Below are 23,903 nucleotides of genomic sequence, written 5' to 3'. Positions count from 1 at the left end.
TCGTGACGCTTTGAAAACAGCTTCCAATGGACATTGGCGCCTAAAAAGGCTGCATGATTCTACTTTATTTCGCGCAGGAAGTTAAGTTAAGCCCCACGATTTCTGGGGTGACCCCCGTTAGACAAAGGACTAACATGCGCCCGGTGTTCCACCGTCCAGCGTGCCGATCCACCATGTCCAACCATTCCATCAAGACGCCCTGCGTGGGCCTGTGCTCCACCGTCTACGGTGACCTGGTATGCCGGGGCTGCAAGCGCTATCACCATGAAGTCATCCACTGGAACGGCTATGACGAAGCGCAGAAACGCGCAGTGTGGATCCGTCTGGAGCAGTTGCTGGTGCAGGTGATGGTGGCCAAGGTGGAAGTGTTCGACCCATCGAAACTGCGCCAACAACTGGAACAACGCAAGATCCGTTTCGTCGAGCGGCAGTCGGAATACTGCTGGGCCTACCAGTTGATCGCCCGCGGCGCCCGCGTGATCAACAACCTGGAGGCTTACGGTCTGGTGCTGCTGCCCGAGTTCCGCGACTGGGATCTGCCGCAGCTGCGCGATGCCATCGATCGGGAGTTCTTCATCCTGTCCGAGGCGCATTACCAACGTTATATCGCGCCGGCGTTCGTGCGCGAGCTGACCGAACAGCGCATTATCTGAAGTCGACCCTGCGCTGAGGCCTTCGCGGGCAGAGACCCGCTCCCACAAGGGCCACAACAGTCTCTGTGGGAGCGGGTCTCTGCCCGCGAAGAGGCCCGCCCTGACACCCTCACAACCCCGGACACCCCCATGCTCATAGTCGCCGACGAAAACATCCCGCTGCTCGACGCATTCTTCGAAGGCTTCGGTGAAATCCGCCGCTACCCGGGCCGAGCGATCGACCGGACGGCTGTCGCCGATGCCGATGTCCTGCTGGTGCGCTCGGTAACCCAGGTCGATCGCACCCTGCTCGAAGGCAGCAATGTACGCTTCGTTGGCACCTGCACCATCGGCACCGACCACCTCGACCTCGATTACTTCGCCGCAGCCGGTATCCACTGGGCCAGCGCCCCGGGCTGCAATGCCCGAGGCGTGGTCGACTACGTGCTCGGCAGCCTGCTCACCCTGAGCGAAATCGAAGGGCTGGCGTTGCCCCAACGCTGCTACGGCATCGTCGGCGGCGGCCAGGTGGGCGGGCGGCTGGTACAGGTACTGCGCGGCCTGGGCTGGGATGTGCGGGTGTGCGACCCATTGCGTGCGGCAAGGGAGGGCGGCGACTTCGTCAGCCTGGAACACATCGTCGAGCACTGCGACGTGATCAGCCTGCACACGCCCCTGACCCGCGACGGCGACCACCCCACCTGGCACCTGTTCGACGGCTCGCGCCTGCGCGCGCTCAAGCCGGGTACCTGGCTGATCAATGCCGCGCGCGGCCCGGTGATCGACAACGCTGCATTACTTGAAGTGCTGCTCGAACGCGAAGACCTGCAGGCGGTGCTCGACGTCTGGGAGCACGAACCCGCAGTCGACCGTGCGCTGGCCGACTGCTGCGTGATCGGCACTCCGCACATCGCCGGCTACAGCCTCGACGGTCGCCGTCGTGGCACGGCGCAGATTCATCAGGCGTTGTGCGACTTTCTCGGTCGCAGCGTCGATGTCCACCTGTACGACCTGCTGCCCAGGCCCTGGCTCGGCGAGGTCAGCCTGAGTGACGACAGCGACCCGGCCTGGGCGCTGGCCATGCTCTGTCGGGGCGTCTACGACCCGCGACGCGACGATGCCGATTTGCGTCGCAGCCTGGCCGTCGACAGCCCGCATGACCTTCCTCATGAAGCCGACGATGCCCGGCAGCGGCTGGCCTTCGACCAATTGCGCAAGCACTACCCGCCGCGTCGCGAAATCGAAGGGCTGCGCGTGCGCATCGACGGTCCTGCACCGGAGCTCGAACGCATCGTCGTAGCTCTGGGGGCGGTGCTGGTCCGGACCGACACCTGAGACTGGGTGCCAGAACGTCGAAACCCGGCATCAGGGCCGGGTCTCGTGGGCAGCAGGGCGGTTGGGTCGATCAGTCTTTGCCGACCGGCTTGACCACGTGTTCTTCCAGTTCGCGGCAGGCGTCCTGCACCATGTTTTCAGTGATGGGTACTTCACGCCCCTGTTCATCGATGATCGCGCCCCCAACGGGCTCCTGGGGTTTCACACGTAGCACGTCGATGCGTTTAGGCGTGTCGTCATGCGAGCTCATGGCCTGTCTCCTCTTCAGATGTGTGCGCCGTCTGTTTCGGGCTGCTTCCTAGCTGACTTTGTCCGTTTGCTGGAGTTCCACTGTAGTCGATCGGGCGTCTGGGTGTAGGCTTGCAGATCATCTGAAAACGGATCACCTCCCTTGCAACTATTGTCTTCGGGTCAGCGTCGCGGTTTGCGCCTGGCCTGGCGCTTCATGCGCCCCTATCGCTTGCAGGCCATCGGCGCGCTGCTGGCACTGCTGGTTACCGCCGGCATCACCCTGTCCATGGGCCAAGGCATTCGCATGCTGGTCGACCAGGGCTTCATGACCCAGTCGGCACACCTGCTCAATCGTTCCATCGCCGTGTTCATGGTGCTGGTACTGGCCCTGGCCACGGGAACGTTCGCGCGCTTCTATCTGGTGTCCTGGATCGGCGAGCGCTGCGTCGCCGACATCCGCAAGCAGGTGTTCGACCATTTGGTTCACTTGCACCCGGCGTTCTACGAAAACAACCGCAGTTCGGAAATCCAGTCACGGCTGACCACCGACACGGCGTTGCTGCAGTCGGTCATTGGCTCGTCGCTGTCGATGTTCCTGCGCAACCTGCTGATGGTGATCGGCGGGGTGGTGCTGTTGTTCGTCACCAACCCCAAGCTCACCAGTATCGTGGTGGTCGCCCTGCCGCTGGTACTGGCGCCGATCCTGATGTTCGGGCGACAGGTACGGCGTCTGTCGCGGCAGAGCCAGGACCGTATTGCCAATGTCGGCAGCTATGTGGCCGAAACCCTGACCCAGATCAAGACGGTGCAGGCCTACAATCACCAGGCCGAAGACCAGAAACGCTTCGCCGTCACCGTGGAGCAGGCGTTCGACACGGCCCGGCAACGCATCGTCCAGCGTGCATGGCTGATTGCACTGGTGATCGTGCTGGTGCTGGGTGCCGTCGCGGTGATGCTCTGGGTCGGTGGCATGGACGTGATCGGCGGGCGCATTTCCGCAGGCGAACTGGCCTCGTTCGTGTTCTACAGCCTGATCGTGGGCAGTGCCTTCGGCACCTTGAGCGAAGTGGTCGGTGAGCTGCAGCGCGCCGCCGGTGCCGCGCAGCGCATTGCCGAGCTGCTGCAGGCGCGCAGCGATATCCAGCCGCCCAGCGTCGGTCTGCAGCAACTGCCGCCGCGGGTCACGGGGGCGCTGGCGCTCGACGAGGTGATATTTGCCTACCCTGCGCGCGAGGCGGCACCCGCCATTCGCGGCCTGAGCCTGCAGGTCAGGCCGGGCGAGACCCTGGCCCTGGTCGGGCCCTCGGGCGCAGGCAAGTCGACGCTGTTCGATCTGCTGCTGCGTTTCTACGACCCGCAGCAGGGCCGCATTCTCATCGATGGGATCGACCTGCGCCAGTTGGATCCGCAGGACGTGCGTCGGCAGTTCGCCACGGTGTCGCAGACCCCGGCGCTGTTCTTCGGCAGCGTCGAGGATAATATCCGCTATGGGCGGGCCGACGCCACGACCGAGCAGGTCGAGGACGCCGCGCGCATCGCCCATGCCCACGACTTCATCATGCAACTGCCGCAGGGCTACCAGACGCCGCTCGGCGATGCTGGCCTGGGGCTTTCGGGAGGCCAGCGTCAACGCCTGGCGATTGCCCGCGCCTTGCTGGTCGATGCCCCGATCCTGCTCCTGGACGAGGCCACCAGCGCTCTGGACGCGCAAAGCGAACACCTCATCCAGCAGGCCATGCCGACGCTGATGCAGGGTCGCACCACACTGGTCATCGCCCACCGCCTGGCCACGGTACAGAACGCCGACCGTATTGCAGTGATGGATGAGGGGTGTCTGGTGGCGCTGGGAACCCACGCCGAGCTGGTGGCCAGCAATGCGCTCTACGCGCGCCTGGCCCACTTGCAGTTCGGTCGCTAGCGCAAGCGGCCCCCAAGGCTGGGGGCCGCGATCATCAACGGTATTGGCAGAGGTAGGCGGTTTCCACTTCCACGGTCAGTTGGAATTTGCTGTTGGCAGGCACGTTGAACTGGCTGCCGGCAGTGAAGGTTGTCCATTCGCTGGCATCGGGCAGCTTGACCGTGAGGGCGCCGGAAACCACGTGCATGATTTCGCTCTGGGCTGTACCGAATTCATACTCGCCCGGTGCCATGACGCCGATGGTGGCAGGGCCGTCCGTTTCGGAGAAAGCAATGGACTTCACGGTGCCGTCGAAGTACTCGTTGACCTTGAACATGAGGCGGTTCCTTGCGGAGGATTGGAAAGGGCTGGCCAGTATGCCCAAGCCCTGGCAGGTCGTCATCCGCTTTACGGCGCGAGCACCATGGGCAGCAGCCGCGCCGTGTTGCGTGCGTCTTCGAGGGCGCGGTGCTGCTGGCCGCAGAACTGCAGTCCGGCCAGTTGCAGGGCACTTGTCAGGCCGAGCGGCCGCGGCAGCTGGCGAGCCTTGGCAAAGCGCTGCTTGAGGTTGATGTGGGGCACTCGCGCCAGTGCGCTTTCCAGGTTGAGCCGCTGCCAGTCCTGCAGCAACTGCAGCCGGTCGTAATCGCCCCAGCTGACCCAGCCCTGCAGTTGCCCGCGGTGGGGTGACAGCCACTGCTCGAAGCTTTTCCACACCTGGGTCAACACCGCCGCGGCGTCCACGTCCGCTTGCTCGATGTGGGTCAGCGTCCGGCAGAACGGGGTCAGGCTGGGGCGTCGCAACGGTTTGACGAATCGCTGGAAGTGATCCACCTCGCGTCCGTCGCGGTTGACCAGGCTTGCACCGATCTCGATGATTTCCATTTCAGTGACCGGCCAACCACCTTCATCGGTGGTGGCTTCCAGGTCGACGACCAGCCAATGCGGCATACCAGGCTCCCAGGCACATGCGCTTAGAGCCTAGAGCACAACCGCAGGCAAAGAGTTCCGATATCCCTGCAACCGCGCAATAGCGCAGTTCGATGCTGCCTGCCGCAGGCGGACGGGGGAGTGCCGGGCACCGGCACAGGGTTTAGCAGTTGTCAGCCCGACGTAAAACCCCTAGCGTACGTGCTTCGCGAAACGGCTGGTGGGGGTTTTCTGTCTTGAAGCACGGTTATGTTAAGGCGGCCCTGCCACGTCTGTTGCTGGCTGCACTGGTTCCATGGGTAGCGGCACTGTGGGCATCGGACACGCAAGCGGCCCAGGAAGTACGCATCGGCGCGGCGCATTTTCCGCCGTACGTCGTGCACCCCGAACAGGGTCGCAACGAAGGCCTGTTGCCCTCGCTCATCGAACAGCTCAACCAGGTGCAGACCACCTGGCACTTCGTTCTGGTGCCGACTTCGATCGCGCGACGCTATCAGGATTTCGAACGCGGCCGGGTCGACATGGCGATCTTCGAGAACCCGCTGTGGGGGTGGCAGCGCATCAAGCACAGTGCGGTCGATCTCGGGCTGGAGGATGCCGAGGTGTTCGTGGCGCTGAAGCAGGGCAATGACCAGGACTTCTTCGCCGATCTGAATGGCAAGCGCATGGCGCTGTTCTACGGTTATCACTACGCGTTCGCGGATTTCGACGCCAACCCGCAGTATCTGCTGCGCAGGTTCAACGCCGTGCTGACGTATTCCCACGAAAGCAATCTGATGATGGTGGTGCGCAAGCGGGCCGACATTGCGATGGTCACCCGGTCATTTCTGAGCGATTTCGTCGCACGCAACCCAGATATCGGCTCGCAGCTGCTGGTTTCGCAACGGCTGGACCAGATCTACCGACACTACGCGCTTATTCGCCCCGGTGCGCCGATCAGTGCCGAGGAGTTCACCACCCTGATTCAGCATATGCACGCCAGCGGCAGATTGCTGCCTATCTTTGCGCCAGCCAAAGTGGCCGTGCTGGCGCAACCTGCTCGCCGTGTGGTGGTGCGCAACCCTGCAGCCAAGCCCTGAAAGGCCTAGCGATAGGATTGACGCCCCGAGACGCGAGAGACATACGCCCGGCTTTCGCGTTCAGCTTCCTCGCGGGTCGCGAAGGGGCCTTCCAGAGTCTTTTCCCGAGTGCTGAAAAAATAGAAACCGTTGACCGTGCTGAATCGTTCGGCACGAAAGTGCGTGGTTTCAACAAGGTCCTGCGCACGCTTGCCAAACATGATGTGCGTCCTGTGTAGAAATGGATCTTGGATGTGGATCGGGCGAGTTCGCCGCCGGCATCATCGTTGGCAAACGATGATGCCGGCGGCAAGAGCTTAAAGCATTTCTTCGGGCCGCACCCACTGGTCGAACTCGGCTTCGCTCAAGTAGCCCAGGGCCAGTGCCGATTCGCGCAGTGTCAAGCCTTCAGCGTAGGCCTTCTTGGCGATCTCGGCGGCCTTGTCATAGCCGATGTGCGGGTTGAGCGCGGTCACCAGCATCAAGCCACGCTCGAGGTGCTCGCCCATCTGCTGCGCATCCGGCACCAGACCGGCGACGCAGTGTTCCTGGAAATTGCGACAGCCATCGGCCAGCAGCTTGATGGACTGCAGCAGGTTGTGAATGATCACCGGCTTGTACACGTTGAGTTGCAGGTGACCCTGGCTTGCGGCGATGCCGATGACCACGTCGTTGCCCATGACCTGGCAAGCGAGCATGGACAGCGCCTCGCACTGGGTCGGATTGACCTTGCCGGGCATGATCGAGCTACCCGGCTCATTGGCCGGCAGTTTGATCTCGGCCAGCCCTGCCCGAGGCCCCGAACCCAACAGGCGGAAATCGTTGGCCAGTTTCATCAAGGCCACGGCGAGGGTCTTGAGCGCGCCCGAGAGGCTGGTCAACGGCTCGTGGCCGGCCAATGCCGCGAACTTGTTCGGCGCGGTGACGAACGGCAGCCCGGACAGCGCCGCCAGCTCGGCGGCGATGGCTTCACCGAACCCCTTGGGTGCATTGAGCCCGGTACCCACCGCAGTGCCGCCCTGGGCCAGCTCACACACGGCGGGCAAGGTGTTGCGGATGGCCTTCTGGGCGTATTCGAGCTGCGCCACGTAGGCCGAGACTTCCTGGCCGAAGGTAATCGGCGTGGCGTCCATCATGTGCGTGCGGCCGGTCTTGACCAGCTGCGTGTGGCGTCCGGCCAGCTCGGCCAGGCCTTCGCCGAGCACCGCAATTGCCGGCAACAAGTCAGCCTGCACGGCTTGCACGGCGGCGATGTGCATGGCGGTGGGGAAGCAGTCGTTGGAGCTCTGTGAACGATTGACGTGATCGTTGGGATGCACTGGCGACTTGCCGCCGCGGCCCTTGCCGGCCAGTTCGTTGGCGCGCCCGGCGATCACCTCGTTGACGTTCATGTTGCTCTGGGTGCCGCTGCCAGTCTGCCAGACCACCAGGGGGAACTGGTCGTCATGCTCGCCTGCAAGCACTTCGTTGGCGGCTTGCTCGATCAGTCGGGCGATGTCGGCCGGCAGGTCACCGTTGCGATCGTTGACCCGCGCCGCGGCCTTCTTGACCAGCGCCAGGGCGTGCGAAACCGGCAGCGGCATGCGCTCCTCGCCAATGGCGAAGTTCACCAGCGAACGTTGGGTCTGGGCGCCCCAGTAGGCCTCTTCAGGAACTTCGACCTGTCCCAGGCTGTCTGTTTCGATACGACTCATGCGGTTCATGCTCCTTGTTGTCGATCTCGCGTCACACCCCGATGATGCACGGGCGGGTCTCGCTGCAGTTCATCGGCAGCCTTGCTGTTAGGGTACGTACCTGGCGTCAGGTTCCATGAAACTGCACCTGCGGTTCGCAGTCTGGGGTTGAGAGACGCACGAGCTTGAGCGCAAAATGATCGTTTCTGGGGTTTTACCTCGCCTGCTAGATAAGGAAACTCGATGACTCGTTTTCGCGCCATCTGCACCGCGGCAGTTCTCGTCTGTGCCAGTGGCCAGGTACTCGCCGACACCGCCAGCCACAATGCCAGCGCCGAAGCCTTCCTGATGATGGCTCATGCGGACAAACTGGGTACGCCGGTGTACATGCAAGTGCAGCAAATGTTCGCTCAGCGCTTCGAGCAGACCAAAGCCCCGGCCAGCAAGCAGGCAACCCTGGAAACCTACCAGGCCAAGGCCAATGCCGCGTTGGACCAGGCCATCGGCTGGCCCAAGCTCAAGCCAGACATGGTCAAGCTGTACACCACCAACTTCTCCGAGCAGGAGCTCAAGGACCTGGTCAAGTTCTACCAGTCGCCGTTGGGCAAGAAAGTCCTGGAAAAAATGCCCGCCGTGACCCAGCAGTCCGCCCAGCTCACCCAGCAGAAGCTGGAAAGCGCAGTGCCTGTGGTCAACAACCTGTTGGCTGACATGACCAAGGAACTGGACCCACAGGGCGCTGCCAAAGCTGCTGCCGGTCCGGCCAAGCCAGCGAAGCCGTAACGGAGTCGTTGCTGATGTCTATGAAGGACCGCATCGTATCCACCCTGCAGATGCTGCAACCCGCACATCTGCAGGTGCTGGACGAAAGCCACATGCACAGCCGAGGCACCGAGACCCATTACAAGGCGGTGCTGGTCAGTGACCGCTTTGCCGGGCTCAACAGTGTCAAGCGTCACCAGTTGGTGTACGGCACGCTCGGCGAACTGATGGGCGAGTTCCACGCGCTGGCGCTGCACACTTATACGCCCCAGGAATGGGAGCAGGCAGGGGCCGCACCGGCGTCGCCCACCTGCGCCGGCGGTGGGCACTAGGCAACGGAATTTGCTAGAATCTGCGACCCGCCAGCGGCATGCCGTTGGCGGGTTTTTTCATTTCTGTTCACAGACCTGTCGCCTGGCTCGTCCGGTGAACTGTCCCCCAAGAAAATCCGGTCCGGCCCTTGCGCGGTCGACCACCTGGAGCGTTTTACCCATGACCCAAGCAATCGTCGTGGCGGCACTGTACAAGTTCGTCACCCTGGAAGATTACGTCGAAATGCGTGAGCCGCTGCTGCAGGCCATGCTCGACAACGATATAAAAGGCACGCTGCTGATAGCCGCAGAAGGCATCAACGGCACCGTATCCGGTACCCGCGAAGGCATCGACGGCCTGTTGGCCTGGCTCAAGCTCGATCCGCGCATGGACGACATCGACCACAAGGAATCGTACTGCGACGAGCAGCCGTTCTATCGCACCAAGGTCAAGCTGAAGAAGGAAATCGTCACCCTCGGCGTCGCCGGTGTCGACCCCAACCGCACAGTTGGCACCTATGTCGAGCCGCAGGACTGGAATGCGTTGCTCGACGATCCTGAAGTCCTGCTGATCGATACTCGCAACGACTACGAAGTTGCCATCGGCACCTTCCACGGCGCCGTGGATCCCAAGACCGCGTCTTTCCGCGAATTTCCCGATTACATCAAGGCTCATTTCGACCCGGCGGTGCACAAGAAGGTCGCCATGTTCTGCACCGGCGGTATCCGCTGCGAAAAGGCGTCTAGCTACATGCTTGGCGAAGGCTTCGAAGAGGTCTATCACCTCAAGGGCGGCATTCTCAAGTACCTGGAGCAAGTGCCCCAGCAAGAGAGCAAGTGGGAAGGTGATTGCTTCGTCTTCGACAACCGCGTCACGGTGCGCCACGACCTCAGCGAGGGCGATTACGATCAGTGCCATGCCTGCCGCACACCGATCAGTGTCGAAGATCGTGCCAGCGAGCACTACGTGCCAGGCATCAGTTGCCCGCACTGCTGGAACAGCCTGAGCGAAAAGACCCGCAAGAGCGCCATTGATCGTCAGAAGCAGATCGAACTGGCTCGCGCGCGCAATCTGCCGCACCCTATCGGCCACAACTATCGCAAAGCTGCCCAGGATTGAGCCCATGTCGCGCAACCGCCTGATCTACGTGATGGACCCGATGTGCTCCTGGTGCTGGGGTTTCGCGCCCGTGGCCCAGGCCCTGATCGATCAGGCCGAGGCGGCAGGGGTCAAGACCCATATCGTAGTGGGCGGGCTGCGCAGCGGCGGCGCGGCGCTGGAGCCGACCACCCGCAACTACATCATCGAGCACTGGCATGCGGTGCACGAGGCCAGCGGCCAGGCCTTCGAGTTCGAGGGCGCACTGCCGGCAGGCTTCGTCTACGACACCGAGCCGGCTTGCCGAGCGATCGTGGCGGTGCGCGAACTGGCCCCCGATCTGGCCTGGCCGTTGGTCAAGCTGATCCAGCAGGCGTTCTACACCCTGCGCCTGGATGTGACCCAGCCGGTGCAGTTGGCTGCCCTGGCCGAACAGGCCGGTGTGCCGCGCATCGAGTTCGTCGAGGCGTTCGACAGCGATCGCAGGGTACAAACCACCCTGGCCGATTTCGCCTGGGCGCAGGGGCTGGGCATCGCCGGCTTTCCGACCTTGCTCGCCGAGCGCGATGGCCAGCTGGCTTTGCTGACCAATGGTTACCGACCGTTGGCCGATCTTGCGCCGCTGTTGGCGCGCTGGCTGGAACGTGCTGCCGATGCATGAGCGACCGGGCCCCGTCGGGGTGGCAGGGTCGCAAACCACGCCCGTGGCAGACCGCCTGAGTTGGGGCGAAATACGCCGATTGGCATTGCAGCACAAGCGTACGCTATGGACCGCCAATGGCGTCGCCGTACTCGCTACCTTGTGCAGCGTGCCGATACCCCTGCTGTTGCCGCTGCTGGTCGATGAGGTCTTGCTCGGGCATGCCGGCAGTGCCACGCGCTGGATGAGTCAGGTGTTGCCCGCCGCCTGGCAGATCCCCGTCGGCTTCATAGGGCTGATGCTGGTGATCAGTTTCACCCTGCGTTGTGGGTCATTGCTTTTCAACGTCGTGCAGGCGCGGCTGTTCGCCGGCCTGGCCAAGGACGTGGTCTATCGCCTGCGCCTGCGTCTCATCGAACGGCTCAAGCGCATCTCCCTCAGCGAATACGAAAGCCTGGGCAGTGGGACGGTCACTACCCATCTGGTCACCGACCTGGAAACCCTCGACAAATTCGTCGGCGAAACCCTGAGCCGCTTCCTGGTGGCGATGCTGACCCTGGCCGGCACCGCGGGCATCCTGATGTGGATGCACTGGAAGCTGGCGCTGCTCATCCTGCTGTTCAACCCCCTCGTGGTGTACGCCACGGTGGTGCTGGGCAAGCGCGTCAAACACTTGAAGAAGCTCGAGAACAACAGCACCGCGCGCTTCACCCAGGCGCTCGGCGAAACCCTGGACGCCATCCAGGAAGTCCGCGCCAGCAACCGTCAGGGTTATTTTCTGGGCCGCCTCGGCCTGCGCGCTCGCGAAGTGCGCGACTTTGCGGTCGCCTCGATGTGGAAGAGCGACGCGTCGGGCCGCGCCAGCGCGCTGCTGTTCCAGTTCGGCATCGATATCTTCCGCGCTGCAGCCATGCTCACGGTGCTGTTCTCCGACCTCAGCATTGGCCAGATGCTGGCAGTGTTCAGCTATCTCTGGTTCATGATCACCCCGGTCGAACAGCTGTTGAATCTGCAATACGCCTACTATGCTGCAGGTGGTGCGCTGAAGCGGATTAATGAATTGCTCGCTCGCGCCGATGAACCCAGGTATCCGGGCGGCAGCGATCCGTTCCGCGATCGCGAGACGGTGGGTATCGAGATCCGTGGCCTGACCTTCGCCTATGCCGAGGACAAGGTGCTGGACCGCCTGGACCTGAGCATCGCGCCCGGTGAAAAGGTCGCCATCGTCGGCGCCAGCGGGGGTGGCAAGAGCACGCTGGTGCAATTGCTGCTCGGGCTCTATACGCCACAGGCCGGGGAGGTGCGCTTTGGTGGCACGCTGCAGCAGGCGATGGGCCTGGAGACCCTGCGCGATAATGTCGCGGTGGTATTGCAACATCCATCGCTGTTCAACGATACGATTCGTGCCAACCTGACCATGGGGCGCACTGCCAGCGACCATGCCTGCTGGAATGCACTGCAGATCGCCCAGTTGGACAGCACCGTGCGGGACATGCCCCACGGCCTGGACAGCATTGTCGGCCGGTCCGGCGTACGCCTTTCCGGGGGTCAGCGGCAGCGTCTGGCGATTGCTCGAATGGTGCTGGCCGAGCCCAAGGTGGTCATTCTCGACGAAGCCACCTCTGCGCTCGATGCCGCCACCGAGTACAACCTGCACCAGGCCCTCGCGCGTTTCCTGCGAGGGCGCACTACCTTGATCATTGCCCACCGGCTCTCTGCGGTGAAGCAGGCCGACCGCGTGCTGGTGTTCGACGGCGGCCGGATCGCCGAAGATGGCGATCACCAGCAGCTTATCGCTGAGGGCGGGCTGTATGCGCGTCTGTACGGTTATCTGCAACAGGTCTGAGTCCGCGGCTGGCGGCGCGCCCAGCCATGAAAAAAAAGATTCGGCACCGACGAAAACTGTGCCGGTCCTTTCCGAAACTAGCCTAGAGTGTGCCAGTGGTGATTGAAGTTCTGACTTGGACGTTGCCTGGATCGCTGAAGCAAGGAACCTCATGAAGCACACACAGACTCTCGATACACCGAGATTGCTGGGGATTGTCTGGCCATTCATCGCCGTCGTGGGGTTGATGGCAATGCTGGGTTGCATCAGCCTCTACGCACTGTCCGCGGTGCGCAGCTATGTCGCGGGCGAAAGCTTCTGGTCCAAGGGTCAGAAAGACGCGATCTACTACCTGAACCTGTATGCCGACAGCCGTGACGAGGAAGTCTTCCAGAAGTACCTGCGCGCCATCGCCATTCCCCAGGGCGGTCATCAGCTGCGCCTCGCCCTCGACCAGCCCGAGCCTGATCTGGCGGCTGCACGGACCGGCATTCTGAAGGGCAACAACCACCCTGACGACATGCAGAACATCATCTGGCTGTACCGTCACTTCAGCGATGTGAGCTACATGTCCAGGGCCATCGCGCACTGGAAGATCGGCGATACCTACCTGGTCGAACTCGACGCCCTGGCGCAGCAGATGCACGCGGCGCAACAGGCCGGCACCGCCAGCGAAGCGGACATGGCGCGCTGGAAGCACCAGATCATGCTCATCAATGACGCGGTGACGCCCGCCGCCATGGCCTTCAGCGCGGCATTGGGCGAGGGCTCGCGCGCGGTGCAGTACCTGCTGGTGGTCAGCAACCTGCTGGTGGCGCTGCTGTTGATCGTGCTGGCGCTGTGGCGCACGCGCAAGCTGCTCAACCAGCGCCATGCCTTCGCCTATGCCCTGCAACTGGAAAAGGACCGCGCCCAGGTAACCCTGGCGTCCATCGGCGATGGGGTGATCACTACCGATGTCGAGGGCGCGATCCTCTACATGAACCCGGCCGCCGAGCGACTGACCCACTGGAGCGCCGATCAGGCCGTGGGGCTGCCGCTGGCGGCGTTGTTCAACCTGCTCGACGAAAACGCCGAGAAGGACAGCTTCACCCTCATCGACCACATCGTCAGTGGCGACCTGCGCGGCGGCAGCGAACACGCCAAGCTGATCCAGCGCCTGGACGGCAGTACGGTCTCGGTGACGCTCGTCGGCGCGCCGATCCAGACCGACCAGCACATCAGCGGTACCGTGCTGGTGCTGCACGACATGACCCAGGAGCGGCAATACATCGCCAACCTGTCGTGGCAGGCCACGCACGATGCATTGACCGGGCTGGCCAACCGCCGCGAGTTCGAGTTCCGTCTCGAGCAGGCGCTGGCCGCGCTGCAGCGTTATCCTGGCTGCCACTCGCTGATGTTCCTCGACCTGGACCAGTTCAAACTGGTCAACGACACCTGCGGTCACGCGGCGGGCGACGAACTGCTTCGCCACATCTGCGCACTGCTGCAGTCCGGGCTGCGCGAGGGTGACACCCTGGCGCGCCTGGGCGGTGACGAGTTCGGCATCCTCATCGAGAACTGCTCGGCCGCCGAATCGGAGAAACTGGCCGAAACACTGCGCCACACCGTGCAGAACCTGCACTTCGTGTGGAAGGGGCGCCCGTTCGTCACCACCGTCAGCGTTGGCATGGTGCACCTGACCCAGGCGCCGATCACCCTCGAAGCCTCGATGCGCGCCGCCGACATGGCCTGCTACCTGGCCAAGGAGCGCGGTCGCAACCGCGTTCAGGTCTACCACGCCGCCGACAGCGAACTGACCGTGCGGGTCGACGAGATGGCATGGGTCCAGCGCCTGCACATGGCCCTGGAGGAAAACCGGTTCTGCCTGTATGCACAGGAGATCGCCGCCCTGGGCATACAGGACGGACCGCCGGGTGGGCACATCGAGATCCTCCTGCGCCTGAGCGATGAAACCGGCCGCATCATCATGCCCGAAGTGTTCATCCCGGCTGCCGAACGGTACGGCCTGATGACCGCCCTGGACCGTTGGGTGGTGCAGAACGTATTCAAGGTCGTGCGCCAGACTCTCGACCAGCCCGACCAGGGGCCGTTGGCAGTGTGTGCGATCAACCTTTCCGGCATCAGCATCGGTGATGACGAGTTCCTCGAGTTCCTGCGTGAACAATTTCGCCTGCACGCCATTCCGGCCGAGCTGATATGTTTCGAGATTACCGAGACCAGCGCCATCGCAAATCTTGGCAGCGCAATCCGTTTTATCAATGAATTGAAGGGCTTGGGTTGTCACTTTGCACTCGACGACTTCTGCGCCGGTATGTCTTCGTTTGCCTATTTGAAACATTTACCTGTCGATTATTTGAAAATCGACGGCAGCTTCGTTAAAGATATGTTGGACGACCCGATCAATCGGGCGATGGTGGAAGTGATCAACCATATTGGCCACGTCATGGGCAAGCGCACCATTGCCGAGTTTGTCGAGACGCCTCTGATAGAACAGGCCTTGCTGGAAATTGGTGTGGACTACGCACAAGGATATTTGATCGAGCGACCGCAGGTTTTCACCTGTGACAGTCTGCGCCGTCACCTGGGCAGACTGCGGCCGTTGCGCTTTGGCGTTCCCGACACTTTCCGATAAGGGCAATTTGCCGCTGTTCTTCACTTAATTAAATGGAGGTTTGCCAGTGAACGATCCTTTTATTCGCCTGGGTCCGCTGATGGACGCAAAAAGTTATCCCGAGTGGGCACAGAAACTGATCGAAGACTGTGCGCCGAACAAGCGTCGGGTCGTCGAGCATGAGGTTTACGCGCGCATGCGCGACAACCAGCTGAGCTCGCGCACCATGCGTCATTACCTGATCGGCGGCTGGCCCGTGGTGGAGCAGTTTTCACTGTACATGGCGCAGAACCTGACCAAGACGCGTTTTGCCCGGCATCCGGGCGAGGACATGGCGCGGCGCTGGTTGATGCGCAACATTCGAGTCGAACTCAATCACGCCGATTATTGGGTGCATTGGAGCCAGGCGCATGGCGTCAGTCTCCAGGATCTCATCGCCCAGGACGTGCCGGCCGAGCTGCACGCGCTCAGCCATTGGTGCTGGCAGAGCTGTGCCACCGACTCGCTGGCGGTTGCCATGGCAGCCACCAACTATGCCATCGAGGGTGCAACCGGCGAGTGGTCGGCGGTGGTCTGCGCCGACGACACCTATGCCCAGGCGTTTCCCGAGCAGAACCGCAAGCGCGCCATGCGCTGGCTGAGCCTGCATGCCCAGTACGACGACGAGCATCCGTGGGAAGCCCTGGAGATCATCTGCACCCTGGTTGGCAACCATGCCACCGAACTGCAGCAGGCCGAGCTGCGCAACGCCATCTGCAAGAGCTACGACTTCATGTTCCTGTTCCTGGAACGCTGCATGGCGCTGGAGCTGCAGCGCACCACCACCCTGGACAAAAGGGTCGTGGCTTGAAACAGGGTAGGGGCATGACGCAGGACTAGCAGGATCGCCTCAGGCGGCACCACGGTTGCGCGACAGGCTGGCTGGCCGGTCGTTACAGCGGCGGGTGCCCGCCCTGAGGACACATTTCACTGGGCGTCCAACGCCCGGCCATTGACCCCGATACTGTCGGGTCCCATCAGGTACAGATACACCGGCATGATCTGTTCGGGCAACGGGTTGCGGCCAGGCTCCTCCGCCGGATAGGCCTGCGCGCGCATGGCCGTGCGCGTGGCACCGGGGTTGATGCTGTTGGAACGTACCGCGCTGACACCCTCCAGCTCGTCGGCGAGGGTCTGCATCAGGCCTTCGGTGGCGAACTTCGACACACCGTAGGCGCCCCAGTGGGCGCGTCCCTTGCGACCGACACTGCTGGAGGTGAACGCCACCGAGCCATCTGCCGCCTGCTTGAGCAGAGGCAGCAGTGCGCGAGTGAGCATGAACGTGGCGTTCACGTTGACCTGCATCACCTGGATGAACTCGTCGTCGGGCAACGCGTCCAGTGGGGTGCGCGGGCCAATGATCGAGGCGTTGTGCAGCAGGCCGTCGAGGCGGCCGAAGGTGGTCTCGATCATCTGTGCCAATTGCGCGTACTGTTCGCTTCGCGCGCTCTGCAGGTCGAAGGTGATGACCACCGGCTGGGCATGCCCGGCGGCTTCGATTTCGTCGTACACGGTGGTCAGGTTGGATTCGGTCTTGCCCAGCAGCAGCACGGTGGCGCCATGGGCGGCGAAGGTTTTCGCGGCGGCAGCGCCAATGCCACGGCCGGCACCGGTCACCAGGATGATGCGCCCGGCCAGCAGGTCGGGGCGGGCTGAGTAATCGAACATGGAAACTCCTGGAAAGTAGTACGGTTCAGCAGCCGCAAAGGGCCTGGTCGAGCACGCGGCGCAGATCCGACGGGTGATCGACCACCACGTCGGCGCCCCAGTGATCCGGGTTGTCGTCGGGATGGATGTAGCCGTAGCGCACTGCGGCGGTCCTGGTCCCGGCATCGCGGCCCGACTCGATGTCGCGCAGATCATCACCGACGAACAGCACGCTGGCCGGGTCCAGGTCGAGTCTGCTGCAGGCCAGCAGCACGGGTTCAGGGTCCGGCTTGCTGCGCGTTACATGGTCGGGGCAGATCAGCACCGCCGAACGCTGTGCCAACCCCAGTTGCTGCATGATGGGCTCGGCGAAGCGCAACGGCTTGTTGGTCACCACGCCCCAGATCAGCTTGGCCTGCTCGATATCCGCGAGCAGTTGCGCCATGCCTTCGTAGAGATGGCTGTGGACCGCGCAGCCGTGTTGGTAGCGCTCGAGGAACTCCAGGCGCAAGGCTTCGAACTCAGCTGACTCGGGTGCCAGGTCGAACGACGCCTGGATCATGGCCTTGGCGCCACCGGAGATCACGTCGCGCACACGCTGCTGGTCGATTGGCGCCAGGCCGCGTTCGGCGCGCATGGCCTGGCAGATGGCGACGAAGTCCGGCGCGGTATCGAGCAGCGTGCCGTCCATATCGAAAAGTACCGCTCGAAGGCGCATGCTCATTCCTCGCGAAGGGTCTGGATCATGTAGTTGACGTCGACGTCCGAAGCCAGCTTGTAGTGCTTGGTGAGCGGGTTGTAGGTCAGGCCGGTGATGTCCTTGACGGTCAGTCCGGCCTCGCGGCTCCACGCGCCGAGCTCGGAAGGGCGGATGAATTTCTTGAAGTCGTGGGTGCCGCGCGGCAGCAGCTTCATGATGTACTCGGCGCCGATGATCGCGAACAGGTACGCCTTGGGGTTGCGGTTGATGGTCGAGAAGAACACCTGGCCGCCAGGCTTGACCATGCGGAAGCAGGCGCGGATCACCGACGAAGGGTCTGGCACGTGTTCGAGCATTTCCAGACAGGTGACCACATCGAAGCGCTGCGGGCATTCGGCCGACAGGGCTTCGGCGGTGATCTGGCGGTATTCCACTTCCACCCCGGATTCCAGCTGGTGCAGGCGGGCAACCGCCAGCGGCGCCTCGCCCATGTCGATCCCGGTGACCTTGGCGCCGCGCAGGGCCATGGCCTCGCTCAGGATACCGCCACCGCAACCTACATCCAGGACCTGCTTGCCCGCCAGGTTGACGCGCTCGTCGATCCAGTTGACGCGCAACGGATTGATGTCGTGCAGCGGCTTGAACTCGCTGTTGCGATCCCACCAACGGTGCGCCAGGGCTTCGAACTTGGCGATTTCAGCGTGGTCGACGTTGCTCATTGGGTGTCCTCTAAACGATGTGATTCTTGAATTCTGTAGGGCCGGGCGGCGCAGTCGTCATCGCTCGGCGGCGATACGCTCGCCCCAGGCGCATGCCTTGTCACGCAGCAGGTGCTCGTCCAGGCGGGTCAGGCGACCTTCGTCGAGCAGTTGCCTGCCGGCGACCCAGACATGCCGGACACAATCGCGGCTACTGGCGTAGATCAGTTGCGACACCGGGTCGTAGACCGGCTGCTGAGCCAGTCTGGACAGGTCGAACGACGCCAGGTCCGCAGCCTTGCCAACCTCCAGCGAGCCGATGTGCGTCTCCATGCCCAGGGCTCGGGCGCCATTGAGGGTGGCCATGCGCAGTGCGCGATGGGCATCCAATGCGGTCGCCGAACCGGTCACGGCCTTGGCCAGCAGCGCTGCGATGCGCGTGTCGCCGAGCAGGTCGAGGCTATTGTTGCTCGCCGCCCCATCGGTGCCCACGGCCACATTGACGCCGGCCTGCCAGAGCTTTTCCACCGGACAGAAGCCACTGGCCAGCTTGAGGTTGGACAGCGGGCAGTGCACGACGTTGCTGTTGCTTTCCACCAGCAGCGCGAGGTCGGCGTCGTCTACCTGAGTCATGTGCACCGCCTGGAAGCGCGGCCCCAGCAGGCCGAGGCGAGCCAGCCTGGCCAGCGGACGCTCGCCGCTCTGTTGCAGGGCATCGTGCACTTCGCCTGCGGTTTCGTGAACGTGCATGTGGATGGCGGCGTCCAGCTCGTCCGCCAGCACCCGGATCTTCTCCAGGTTCTCGTCGCTTACCGTGTAGGGCGCATGGGGGCCGAAGGCAATGCTGACGCGTGGATGGTGCTTGAGGTCGTTGAACAGCTCGACACCCTTGTGCAGCGCCTCGTCGGCATCACGCGCGCCGGGAATGGGGAAGTTCAGCACCGGCACGGTGATCTGTGCGCGCATGCCACTGGCGTGCACGCGCTCGGCGGCCACTTCGGGAAAGAAATACATGTCGGAAAAGCAGGTGATGCCGCCTTGCAGTTGCTCGGCAATGGCCAGGTCGGTGCCGTCGCGGACGAACGCCTCGCTGACCCAGCGTGCCTCGGCGGGCCAGATGTGTCGTTCGAGCCAGGTCATCAGCGGCAGGTCGTCGGCCAGGCCGCGGAACAGCGTCATGGCCGCGTGCCCATGAGCATTGACCAGCCCCGGAGCGAGCAGCTGCCCCGGCAGTTCGCGGGTTTCGCGTGCCTGCAGCCGGGCGGCTGTGCTGCGTGGCCCGATGAAGGCAATCTGGCCGTCGCGGATGCCCAGGGCATGCTCCTCGAGCACGACACCGGCGGGCTCGACCGGTACCAGCCAGGTGGGCAGTAGCAGCAGGTCCAGGGCGGTATCGACATCGGGCATGGCAAGTTCCGGGGCTTCGGCAGGTGATGGCGAAGTATACCCGAGCGTCTTGGACGGGGGCTCGCTATAATCGAGCGCTTTTGGTGTCTGAGTACGGAGTGGGGCATGCGTGATCGATTGTTGGCGGCGGAACGGGTCAAAGCCGTTGATTGGCGAGGTGACGCGTTGCACCTGCTCGACCAGCGCGCGCTGCCTGCGCAGCAGGTCTGGCGCCCCTGTATCGATGCACCCGGCGTGGCCGACGCGGTCCGCATCGGGGTCGTGGCCGGTGCCTCGGCCGTTGCCATCAGCGTTGCCTATGCGGTAGTGCTGGCGGCACGCCTGCACCGTGCGGCCGGGCCTGACTGGCGCACCGCGCTGGACGAGGACCTGCGCCTGCTGGCGGCGATCCGCCCGGCCACCGCCGACCTGTTCTGGGCGCTGGAGCGCATGCGCGAGCGCCTTGGCCGGGTGCGTGCCGGCGAGGACCCGCTGCCCGCGCTCGAGGCCGAAGCCCTGGCCATTCACGAAAGCGACCGCGAAGCCAACCTGACCATGGCTCAGTTGGGCGTGGAATTGATCCGTCGGCACCAGGGCAATCTGCAGACCGTGCTGACCCACGCCAATCCCGGTGCCCTGGCCAGCGGCGGGTTCGGCACGGCGCTGGGGGTGGTGCGCGCCGCGTTCCACGACGGCATGCTCGAACGCGTCTATGTCGGCGAAACCCGGCCGGGCCTGCAAGGCTCGCGGCTGACCGCCTGGGAGCTGTCCAGCGAGGACGTCCCGGTGACCGTGACCGCCGACTCGGCAGCTGCGCACCTGATGAAAAGCAAGGGCATCACCTGGGTAATCGTCGGTGCCGAGCGGATCGCCGCCAACGGCGATATCGCGGCCCGGATCGGCACCTACCAGTTGGCAGTCTGCGCGATGCACCACGGTGTGCGTTTCATGGTGGTAGCCACCAGTGCGGCGATCGACATGGCGCTGGAGAGCGGCGATGACATCCCCCTGCTCGAACGCGATGGCCGAGAACTTCTGGAAGTGTCCGGGACACGCATCGGCGCGGATGTCGAAGCGTTCAATCCGGTCCACGACGTGACGCCGGCCGACCTGATCGACGTGATCGTCACTGAAAAGGGCATCGTCGAGCGGCCTGATACGGCCAAGCTGGCGCAGCTGATGTGTCGCCGGCGCCTGCATTGAGTTCGCCGCACCGACAAATCGGCCTTTTTTCGATGCGGTGCTGGCCTAGCAGCGCCGCAGCGCCGTGTGAGAGGCTTGATCTCACCCGATCAAGGGTCCTGTCAGGGTTTAAGGGGATAGGTGTCTGACGGCGATTGTGCTACCATCCGGCGGTTTTCGGGGGTGCATCGCGGTGTCCCCCCAACGCCGCAGGTCCAAGGCGTAACTCGTTGATTTGTCGTAAGTCGCCGTTGGCATCGGCCAGCGGTGGCAAGCTTCGTTCTTCTCACAGGGAGGCAACGGAGTTTCACCAGAAAAAGGAATCAGGCTTCTCATGGGCGAACTGGCCAAAGAAATCCTCCCGGTCAATATCGAAGACGAGCTGAGACAGTCCTACCTCGACTACGCCATGAGCGTGATCGTCGGTCGTGCACTGCCTGATGCACGTGATGGCTTGAAGCCCGTGCATCGCCGCGTTCTGTTTGCGATGAGTGAGCTGGGCAACGATTGGAACAAACCCTACAAGAAATCGGCCCGTGTGGTCGGTGACGTGATCGGTAAGTATCACCCGCACGGTGATACCGCGGTCTACGACACCATCGTGCGCATGGCCCAGCCGTTCTCGCTGCGTTACCTGCTGGTCGATGGCCAGGGCAACTTCGGTTCCGTGGACGGCGACAACGCCGCCGCCATGCGTTACACCGAAGTGCGCATGACCAAGCTGGCCCACGAGCTGCTGGCCGACCTGCACAAGGAAACCGTCGACTGGGTGCCCAACTACGACGGCACCGAGTTGATCCCTGCGGTCATGCCGACGCGCATCCCCAACCTGCTGGTCAACGGTTCCAGCGGTATCGCCGTGGGCATGGCGACCAACATCCCGCCGCACAACCTGGGCGAGGTGCTCGACGGCTGCCTGGCGGTCATCGACAACCCGGACGTCACCATCGATGAGCTGATGCAGTTCATTCCCGGGCCGGACTTTCCGACTGCCGCCATCATCAACGGTCGCCAGGGCATCATCGAGGCGTACCGCACCGGTCGTGGCCGGATCTACATGCGCGCGCGCTCCCATGTCGAGGACATCGACAAGGTCGGCGGTCGCCAGCAGATCGTCGTCACCGAGCTGCCGTACCAGTTGAACAAGGCCCGCCTGATCGAAAAGATCGCCGAGCTGGTGAAAGAGAAGAAACTCGAAGGCATCTCCGAGTTGCGCGACGAGTCCGACAAGGACGGCATGCGCATCGTCATCGAGCTGCGCCGCGGTGAAGTGCCGGAGGTGATCCTCAACAACCTCTACGCCCAGACCCAGCTGCAGGCCGTGTTCGGGATCAACATCGTTGCCCTGATCGACAACCGTCCGCGCATCCTAAACCTCAAGGACCTGCTCGAAGCCTTCGTTCGCCACCGCCGTGAAGTCGTCACCCGGCGCACCGTGTTCGAACTGCGCAAGGCGCGCGAGCGCGGCCACATTCTCGAAGGCCAGGCGGTTGCGCTGTCCAACATCGATCCGGTCATCGCCCTGATCAAGGCCTCGCCAACACCGTCCGAGGCCAAGGAAGCGCTGATCAGCACGCCGTGGGAGTCCAGCGCCGTGGTGGCCATGGTCGAGCGTGCCGGTGCCGAGTCCTCGCGTCCGGAAAACCTCGATCCACAGTACGGTCTGCGCGACGGCAAGTATTTCCTGTCGCCGGAACAGGCCCAGGCCATCCTCGAGCTGCGCCTGCATCGCCTGACCGGTCTGGAGCACGAGAAGCTGCTGGCCGAGTACCAGGAGATTCTCAACCAGATCGCCGAGCTGATCCGCATCCTCAACAGCGCCGAGCGCCTGATGGAAGTGATCCGCGAGGAACTGGAACTGATTCGCTCCGAATATGGCGATGTGCGCCGGACCGAGATCCTCGATTCGCGCCTCGATCTGACGCTGGGCGACATGATCCCGGAAGAAGAGCGCGTGGTGACCATTTCCCACAGTGGTTACGCCAAGACCCAGCCGCTGTCGTCCTACCAGGCCCAGCGCCGGGGCGGCAAGGGCAAGTCGGCCACCGGCGTCAAGGACGAGGACTACATCTCGCACCTGCTGGTCGCCAACAGCCATGCCACGCTGCTGCTGTTTTCCAGCAAGGGCAAGGTGTACTGGCTCAAGACCTATGAAATTCCCGAGGCGTCCCGTGCTGCGCGCGGCCGTCCGCTGGTCAACCTGCTGCCGCTGGATGATGGCGAGTACATCACCACCATGCTGCAGATCGACCTCGAGGCCCTGCAGGCCACCGCTGGCGCCGACGAAGACCTCGACGACGCCGACGATACCGTCATCGAAGGCGAAATCGTCGAGGCCGAAGAAGTCGTCGAAGCCGTTGAAGGCGACGAGGGCGACACCCCCGAGCTGGTGGCCGAGCCTACCGGTGCCTATATCTTCATGGCGACCGCCTTCGGTACGGTCAAGAAGACGCCGTTGGCGCAGTTCGCCCGTCCGCGCTCCAGCGGCTTGATCGCCTTGAAACTCAAGGAAGGCGACACTCTGATCGCCGCAGCCATCACCGACGGCGCCAAGGAAGTCATGCTGTTCTCCGACGCCGGCAAGGTGATCCGCTTCGCCGAAGGCGTGGTGCGGCAGATGGGCCGTGGTGCCCGTGGTATCCGCGGCATGCGCCTGGGCAAGGGCCAGCAGCTGATTTCGATGCTGATCCCCGAATCCGGCGCGCAGATTCTCACCGCCTCCGAACGCGGCTTCGGCAAGCGCACGCCGTTGAGCAAGTTCCCCCGTCGCGGCCGTGGCGGCCAGGGCGTGATCGCCATGGTCACCAAGGAGCGCAACGGCAAGCTGGTTGGCGCGATCCAGTCCCAGGAAGGTGAAGAGATCATGCTCATCTCCGACCAGGGCACGCTGGTGCGTACCCGTGTTGGCGAAGTCTCGAGCCTGGGCCGCAACACCCAGGGCGTGACCCTGATCAAGCTGGTCACCGACGAGAAGCTGGTGGGCCTGGAGCGAGTCCAGGAGCCATCGGAAGTCGAGGATGACGAGCTGGAAGAGGGTGTCGAAGGCGTTGAAAGCGCCGAAGGCGGCGATGCGGTCGATTCCGAAGTGGCCCAGGGTGATGTCGAGCCCGATGCCGCCGACGAAGCGCCCGAGGAGTAAGCTGTAGGGCAGGGGATTGGGCGGTGCGCCCTTCGCGGGCAGAGCCCGCTCCCACAAGTTCTCCGTTGCATCGGGAGCCTCGTGGGAGCGGTCAACCGCCGCGAA

General features: G+C 63.4%; 22 protein-coding genes. 13 read left to right on the top strand and 9 right to left on the bottom strand.

Annotation, left to right across the window (positions count from 1 at the left end; genetic code table 11):
• Positions 1-173: 173 nt before the first annotated feature.
• Both IFT76_RS04260 and pdxB read left to right on the top strand, forming a co-directional pair.
• Positions 174-653: a DUF1289 domain-containing protein gene (locus IFT76_RS04260; protein WP_122479098.1), complete on the top strand. Its 480-nt coding sequence runs from the start codon at positions 174-176 to the stop codon at positions 651-653.
• Between the two features lie 129 nt (positions 654-782).
• Entirely contained in the window at positions 783-1,967 is a 1,185-nt protein-coding gene (gene pdxB, locus IFT76_RS04255; protein WP_192057496.1) for a 4-phosphoerythronate dehydrogenase PdxB, read from the top strand.
• 70 nt (positions 1,968-2,037) lie between these two features.
• Here the strand turns inward: pdxB and IFT76_RS04250 are convergent, their stop codons facing one another.
• The gene (locus IFT76_RS04250) at positions 2,038-2,217 is read right to left on the bottom strand and encodes a PA1571 family protein (protein ID WP_192054001.1); all 180 of its coding nucleotides are present in this window, start codon (positions 2,215-2,217) and stop codon (positions 2,038-2,040) included.
• Between the two features lie 141 nt (positions 2,218-2,358).
• Between IFT76_RS04250 and IFT76_RS04245 the strand changes: the two genes are divergently transcribed.
• The gene (locus IFT76_RS04245) at positions 2,359-4,116 is read left to right on the top strand and encodes an ABC transporter transmembrane domain-containing protein (protein WP_274603792.1); all 1,758 of its coding nucleotides are present in this window, start codon (positions 2,359-2,361) and stop codon (positions 4,114-4,116) included.
• A 34-nt stretch (positions 4,117-4,150) separates the two neighbouring features.
• Here IFT76_RS04245 and ppnP read toward each other — a convergent pair whose 3' ends face one another.
• Together ppnP and IFT76_RS04235 are read right to left on the bottom strand one after the other, a co-directional pair.
• Positions 4,151-4,432 (bottom strand): pyrimidine/purine nucleoside phosphorylase, encoded by a 282-nt coding sequence (gene ppnP / locus IFT76_RS04240; RefSeq protein WP_185793816.1) that lies wholly within the window; start codon positions 4,430-4,432, stop codon positions 4,151-4,153.
• 71 nt (positions 4,433-4,503) lie between these two features.
• Complete coding sequence (locus IFT76_RS04235) at positions 4,504-5,046, bottom strand: exonuclease domain-containing protein (protein WP_192057495.1); 543 nt, start codon at positions 5,044-5,046, stop codon at positions 4,504-4,506.
• Between the two features lie 215 nt (positions 5,047-5,261).
• Between IFT76_RS04235 and IFT76_RS04230 the strand changes: the two genes are divergently transcribed.
• Entirely contained in the window at positions 5,262-6,104 is an 843-nt protein-coding gene (locus tag IFT76_RS04230) for a substrate-binding periplasmic protein (RefSeq protein ID WP_192057494.1), read from the top strand.
• Positions 6,105-6,109: 5 nt separating this feature from the next.
• On the opposite strand, the gene IFT76_RS04225 is transcribed toward IFT76_RS04230, so the two are convergent.
• Positions 6,110-6,304, bottom strand: a complete 195-nt coding sequence (locus IFT76_RS04225; protein WP_122479086.1) for a DUF6316 family protein — start codon at positions 6,302-6,304, stop codon at positions 6,110-6,112.
• Positions 6,305-6,400: 96 nt separating this feature from the next.
• On the bottom strand, positions 6,401-7,777 hold the full coding sequence (locus IFT76_RS04220) for a class II fumarate hydratase (protein ID WP_192057493.1): 1,377 nt from the start codon (positions 7,775-7,777) through the stop codon (positions 6,401-6,403).
• A 222-nt stretch (positions 7,778-7,999) separates the two neighbouring features.
• Between IFT76_RS04220 and IFT76_RS04215 the strand changes: the two genes are divergently transcribed.
• From IFT76_RS04215 to IFT76_RS04185, 7 genes are all read left to right on the top strand, one after another.
• Positions 8,000-8,539, top strand: a complete 540-nt coding sequence (locus IFT76_RS04215; RefSeq protein WP_122479082.1) for a DUF2059 domain-containing protein — start codon at positions 8,000-8,002, stop codon at positions 8,537-8,539.
• A gap of 14 nt (positions 8,540-8,553) precedes the next feature.
• Positions 8,554-8,850, top strand: coding sequence for a BolA family protein (locus tag IFT76_RS04210; RefSeq protein WP_192057492.1), 297 nt, complete (start codon positions 8,554-8,556; stop codon positions 8,848-8,850).
• Between the two features lie 160 nt (positions 8,851-9,010).
• Positions 9,011-9,949: an oxygen-dependent tRNA uridine(34) hydroxylase TrhO gene (trhO, locus tag IFT76_RS04205; protein ID WP_192057491.1), complete on the top strand. Its 939-nt coding sequence runs from the start codon at positions 9,011-9,013 to the stop codon at positions 9,947-9,949.
• A 4-nt stretch (positions 9,950-9,953) separates the two neighbouring features.
• Positions 9,954-10,589, top strand: coding sequence for a DsbA family protein (locus IFT76_RS04200; protein ID WP_192057490.1), 636 nt, complete (start codon positions 9,954-9,956; stop codon positions 10,587-10,589).
• Complete coding sequence (locus IFT76_RS04195) at positions 10,582-12,414, top strand: ABC transporter ATP-binding protein (RefSeq protein WP_192057489.1); 1,833 nt, start codon at positions 10,582-10,584, stop codon at positions 12,412-12,414. Before IFT76_RS04200 ends, IFT76_RS04195 begins: the two co-directional genes overlap by 8 nt.
• Positions 12,415-12,565: 151 nt before the next feature.
• A complete protein-coding gene (locus IFT76_RS04190; protein WP_122479073.1) occupies positions 12,566-15,028 on the top strand; it encodes an EAL domain-containing protein in 2,463 nt (820 codons plus the stop codon).
• Between the two features lie 46 nt (positions 15,029-15,074).
• Positions 15,075-15,857, top strand: coding sequence for a TenA family transcriptional regulator (locus IFT76_RS04185; protein ID WP_122479071.1), 783 nt, complete (start codon positions 15,075-15,077; stop codon positions 15,855-15,857).
• A 116-nt stretch (positions 15,858-15,973) separates the two neighbouring features.
• On the opposite strand, the gene IFT76_RS04180 is transcribed toward IFT76_RS04185, so the two are convergent.
• From IFT76_RS04180 to IFT76_RS04165, 4 genes are read right to left on the bottom strand one after another with little or no spacing between them, the layout of a single operon-like run.
• On the bottom strand, positions 15,974-16,714 hold the full coding sequence (locus IFT76_RS04180) for a YciK family oxidoreductase (RefSeq protein ID WP_192057488.1): 741 nt from the start codon (positions 16,712-16,714) through the stop codon (positions 15,974-15,976).
• Between the two features lie 25 nt (positions 16,715-16,739).
• Positions 16,740-17,411, bottom strand: coding sequence for an N-acetylmuramic acid 6-phosphate phosphatase MupP (mupP, locus tag IFT76_RS04175; RefSeq protein ID WP_122479067.1), 672 nt, complete (start codon positions 17,409-17,411; stop codon positions 16,740-16,742).
• 2 nt (positions 17,412-17,413) lie between these two features.
• Positions 17,414-18,112, bottom strand: a complete 699-nt coding sequence (gene ubiG, locus IFT76_RS04170) for a bifunctional 2-polyprenyl-6-hydroxyphenol methylase/3-demethylubiquinol 3-O-methyltransferase UbiG (RefSeq protein ID WP_122479065.1) — start codon at positions 18,110-18,112, stop codon at positions 17,414-17,416.
• Positions 18,113-18,169: 57 nt separating this feature from the next.
• Positions 18,170-19,498, bottom strand: a complete 1,329-nt coding sequence (locus IFT76_RS04165; protein ID WP_192057487.1) for a TRZ/ATZ family hydrolase — start codon at positions 19,496-19,498, stop codon at positions 18,170-18,172.
• 105 nt (positions 19,499-19,603) lie between these two features.
• On the opposite strand from IFT76_RS04165, the gene mtnA reads away from it, so the two are divergent.
• The gene (gene mtnA, locus IFT76_RS04160; RefSeq protein ID WP_192057486.1) at positions 19,604-20,680 is read left to right on the top strand and encodes an S-methyl-5-thioribose-1-phosphate isomerase; all 1,077 of its coding nucleotides are present in this window, start codon (positions 19,604-19,606) and stop codon (positions 20,678-20,680) included.
• Between the two features lie 313 nt (positions 20,681-20,993).
• A complete protein-coding gene (gyrA, locus tag IFT76_RS04155; protein ID WP_185793811.1) occupies positions 20,994-23,798 on the top strand; it encodes a DNA gyrase subunit A in 2,805 nt (934 codons plus the stop codon).
• The last annotated feature ends 105 nt before the right edge of the window (positions 23,799-23,903 follow it).

Source organism: Pseudomonas sp. CFBP 13727 (assembly GCF_014841915.1).
GTDB classification, from domain to species: domain Bacteria; phylum Pseudomonadota; class Gammaproteobacteria; order Pseudomonadales; family Pseudomonadaceae; genus Aquipseudomonas; species Aquipseudomonas baltica.
This window is presented reverse-complemented; position numbering and strand designations above follow the sequence as displayed.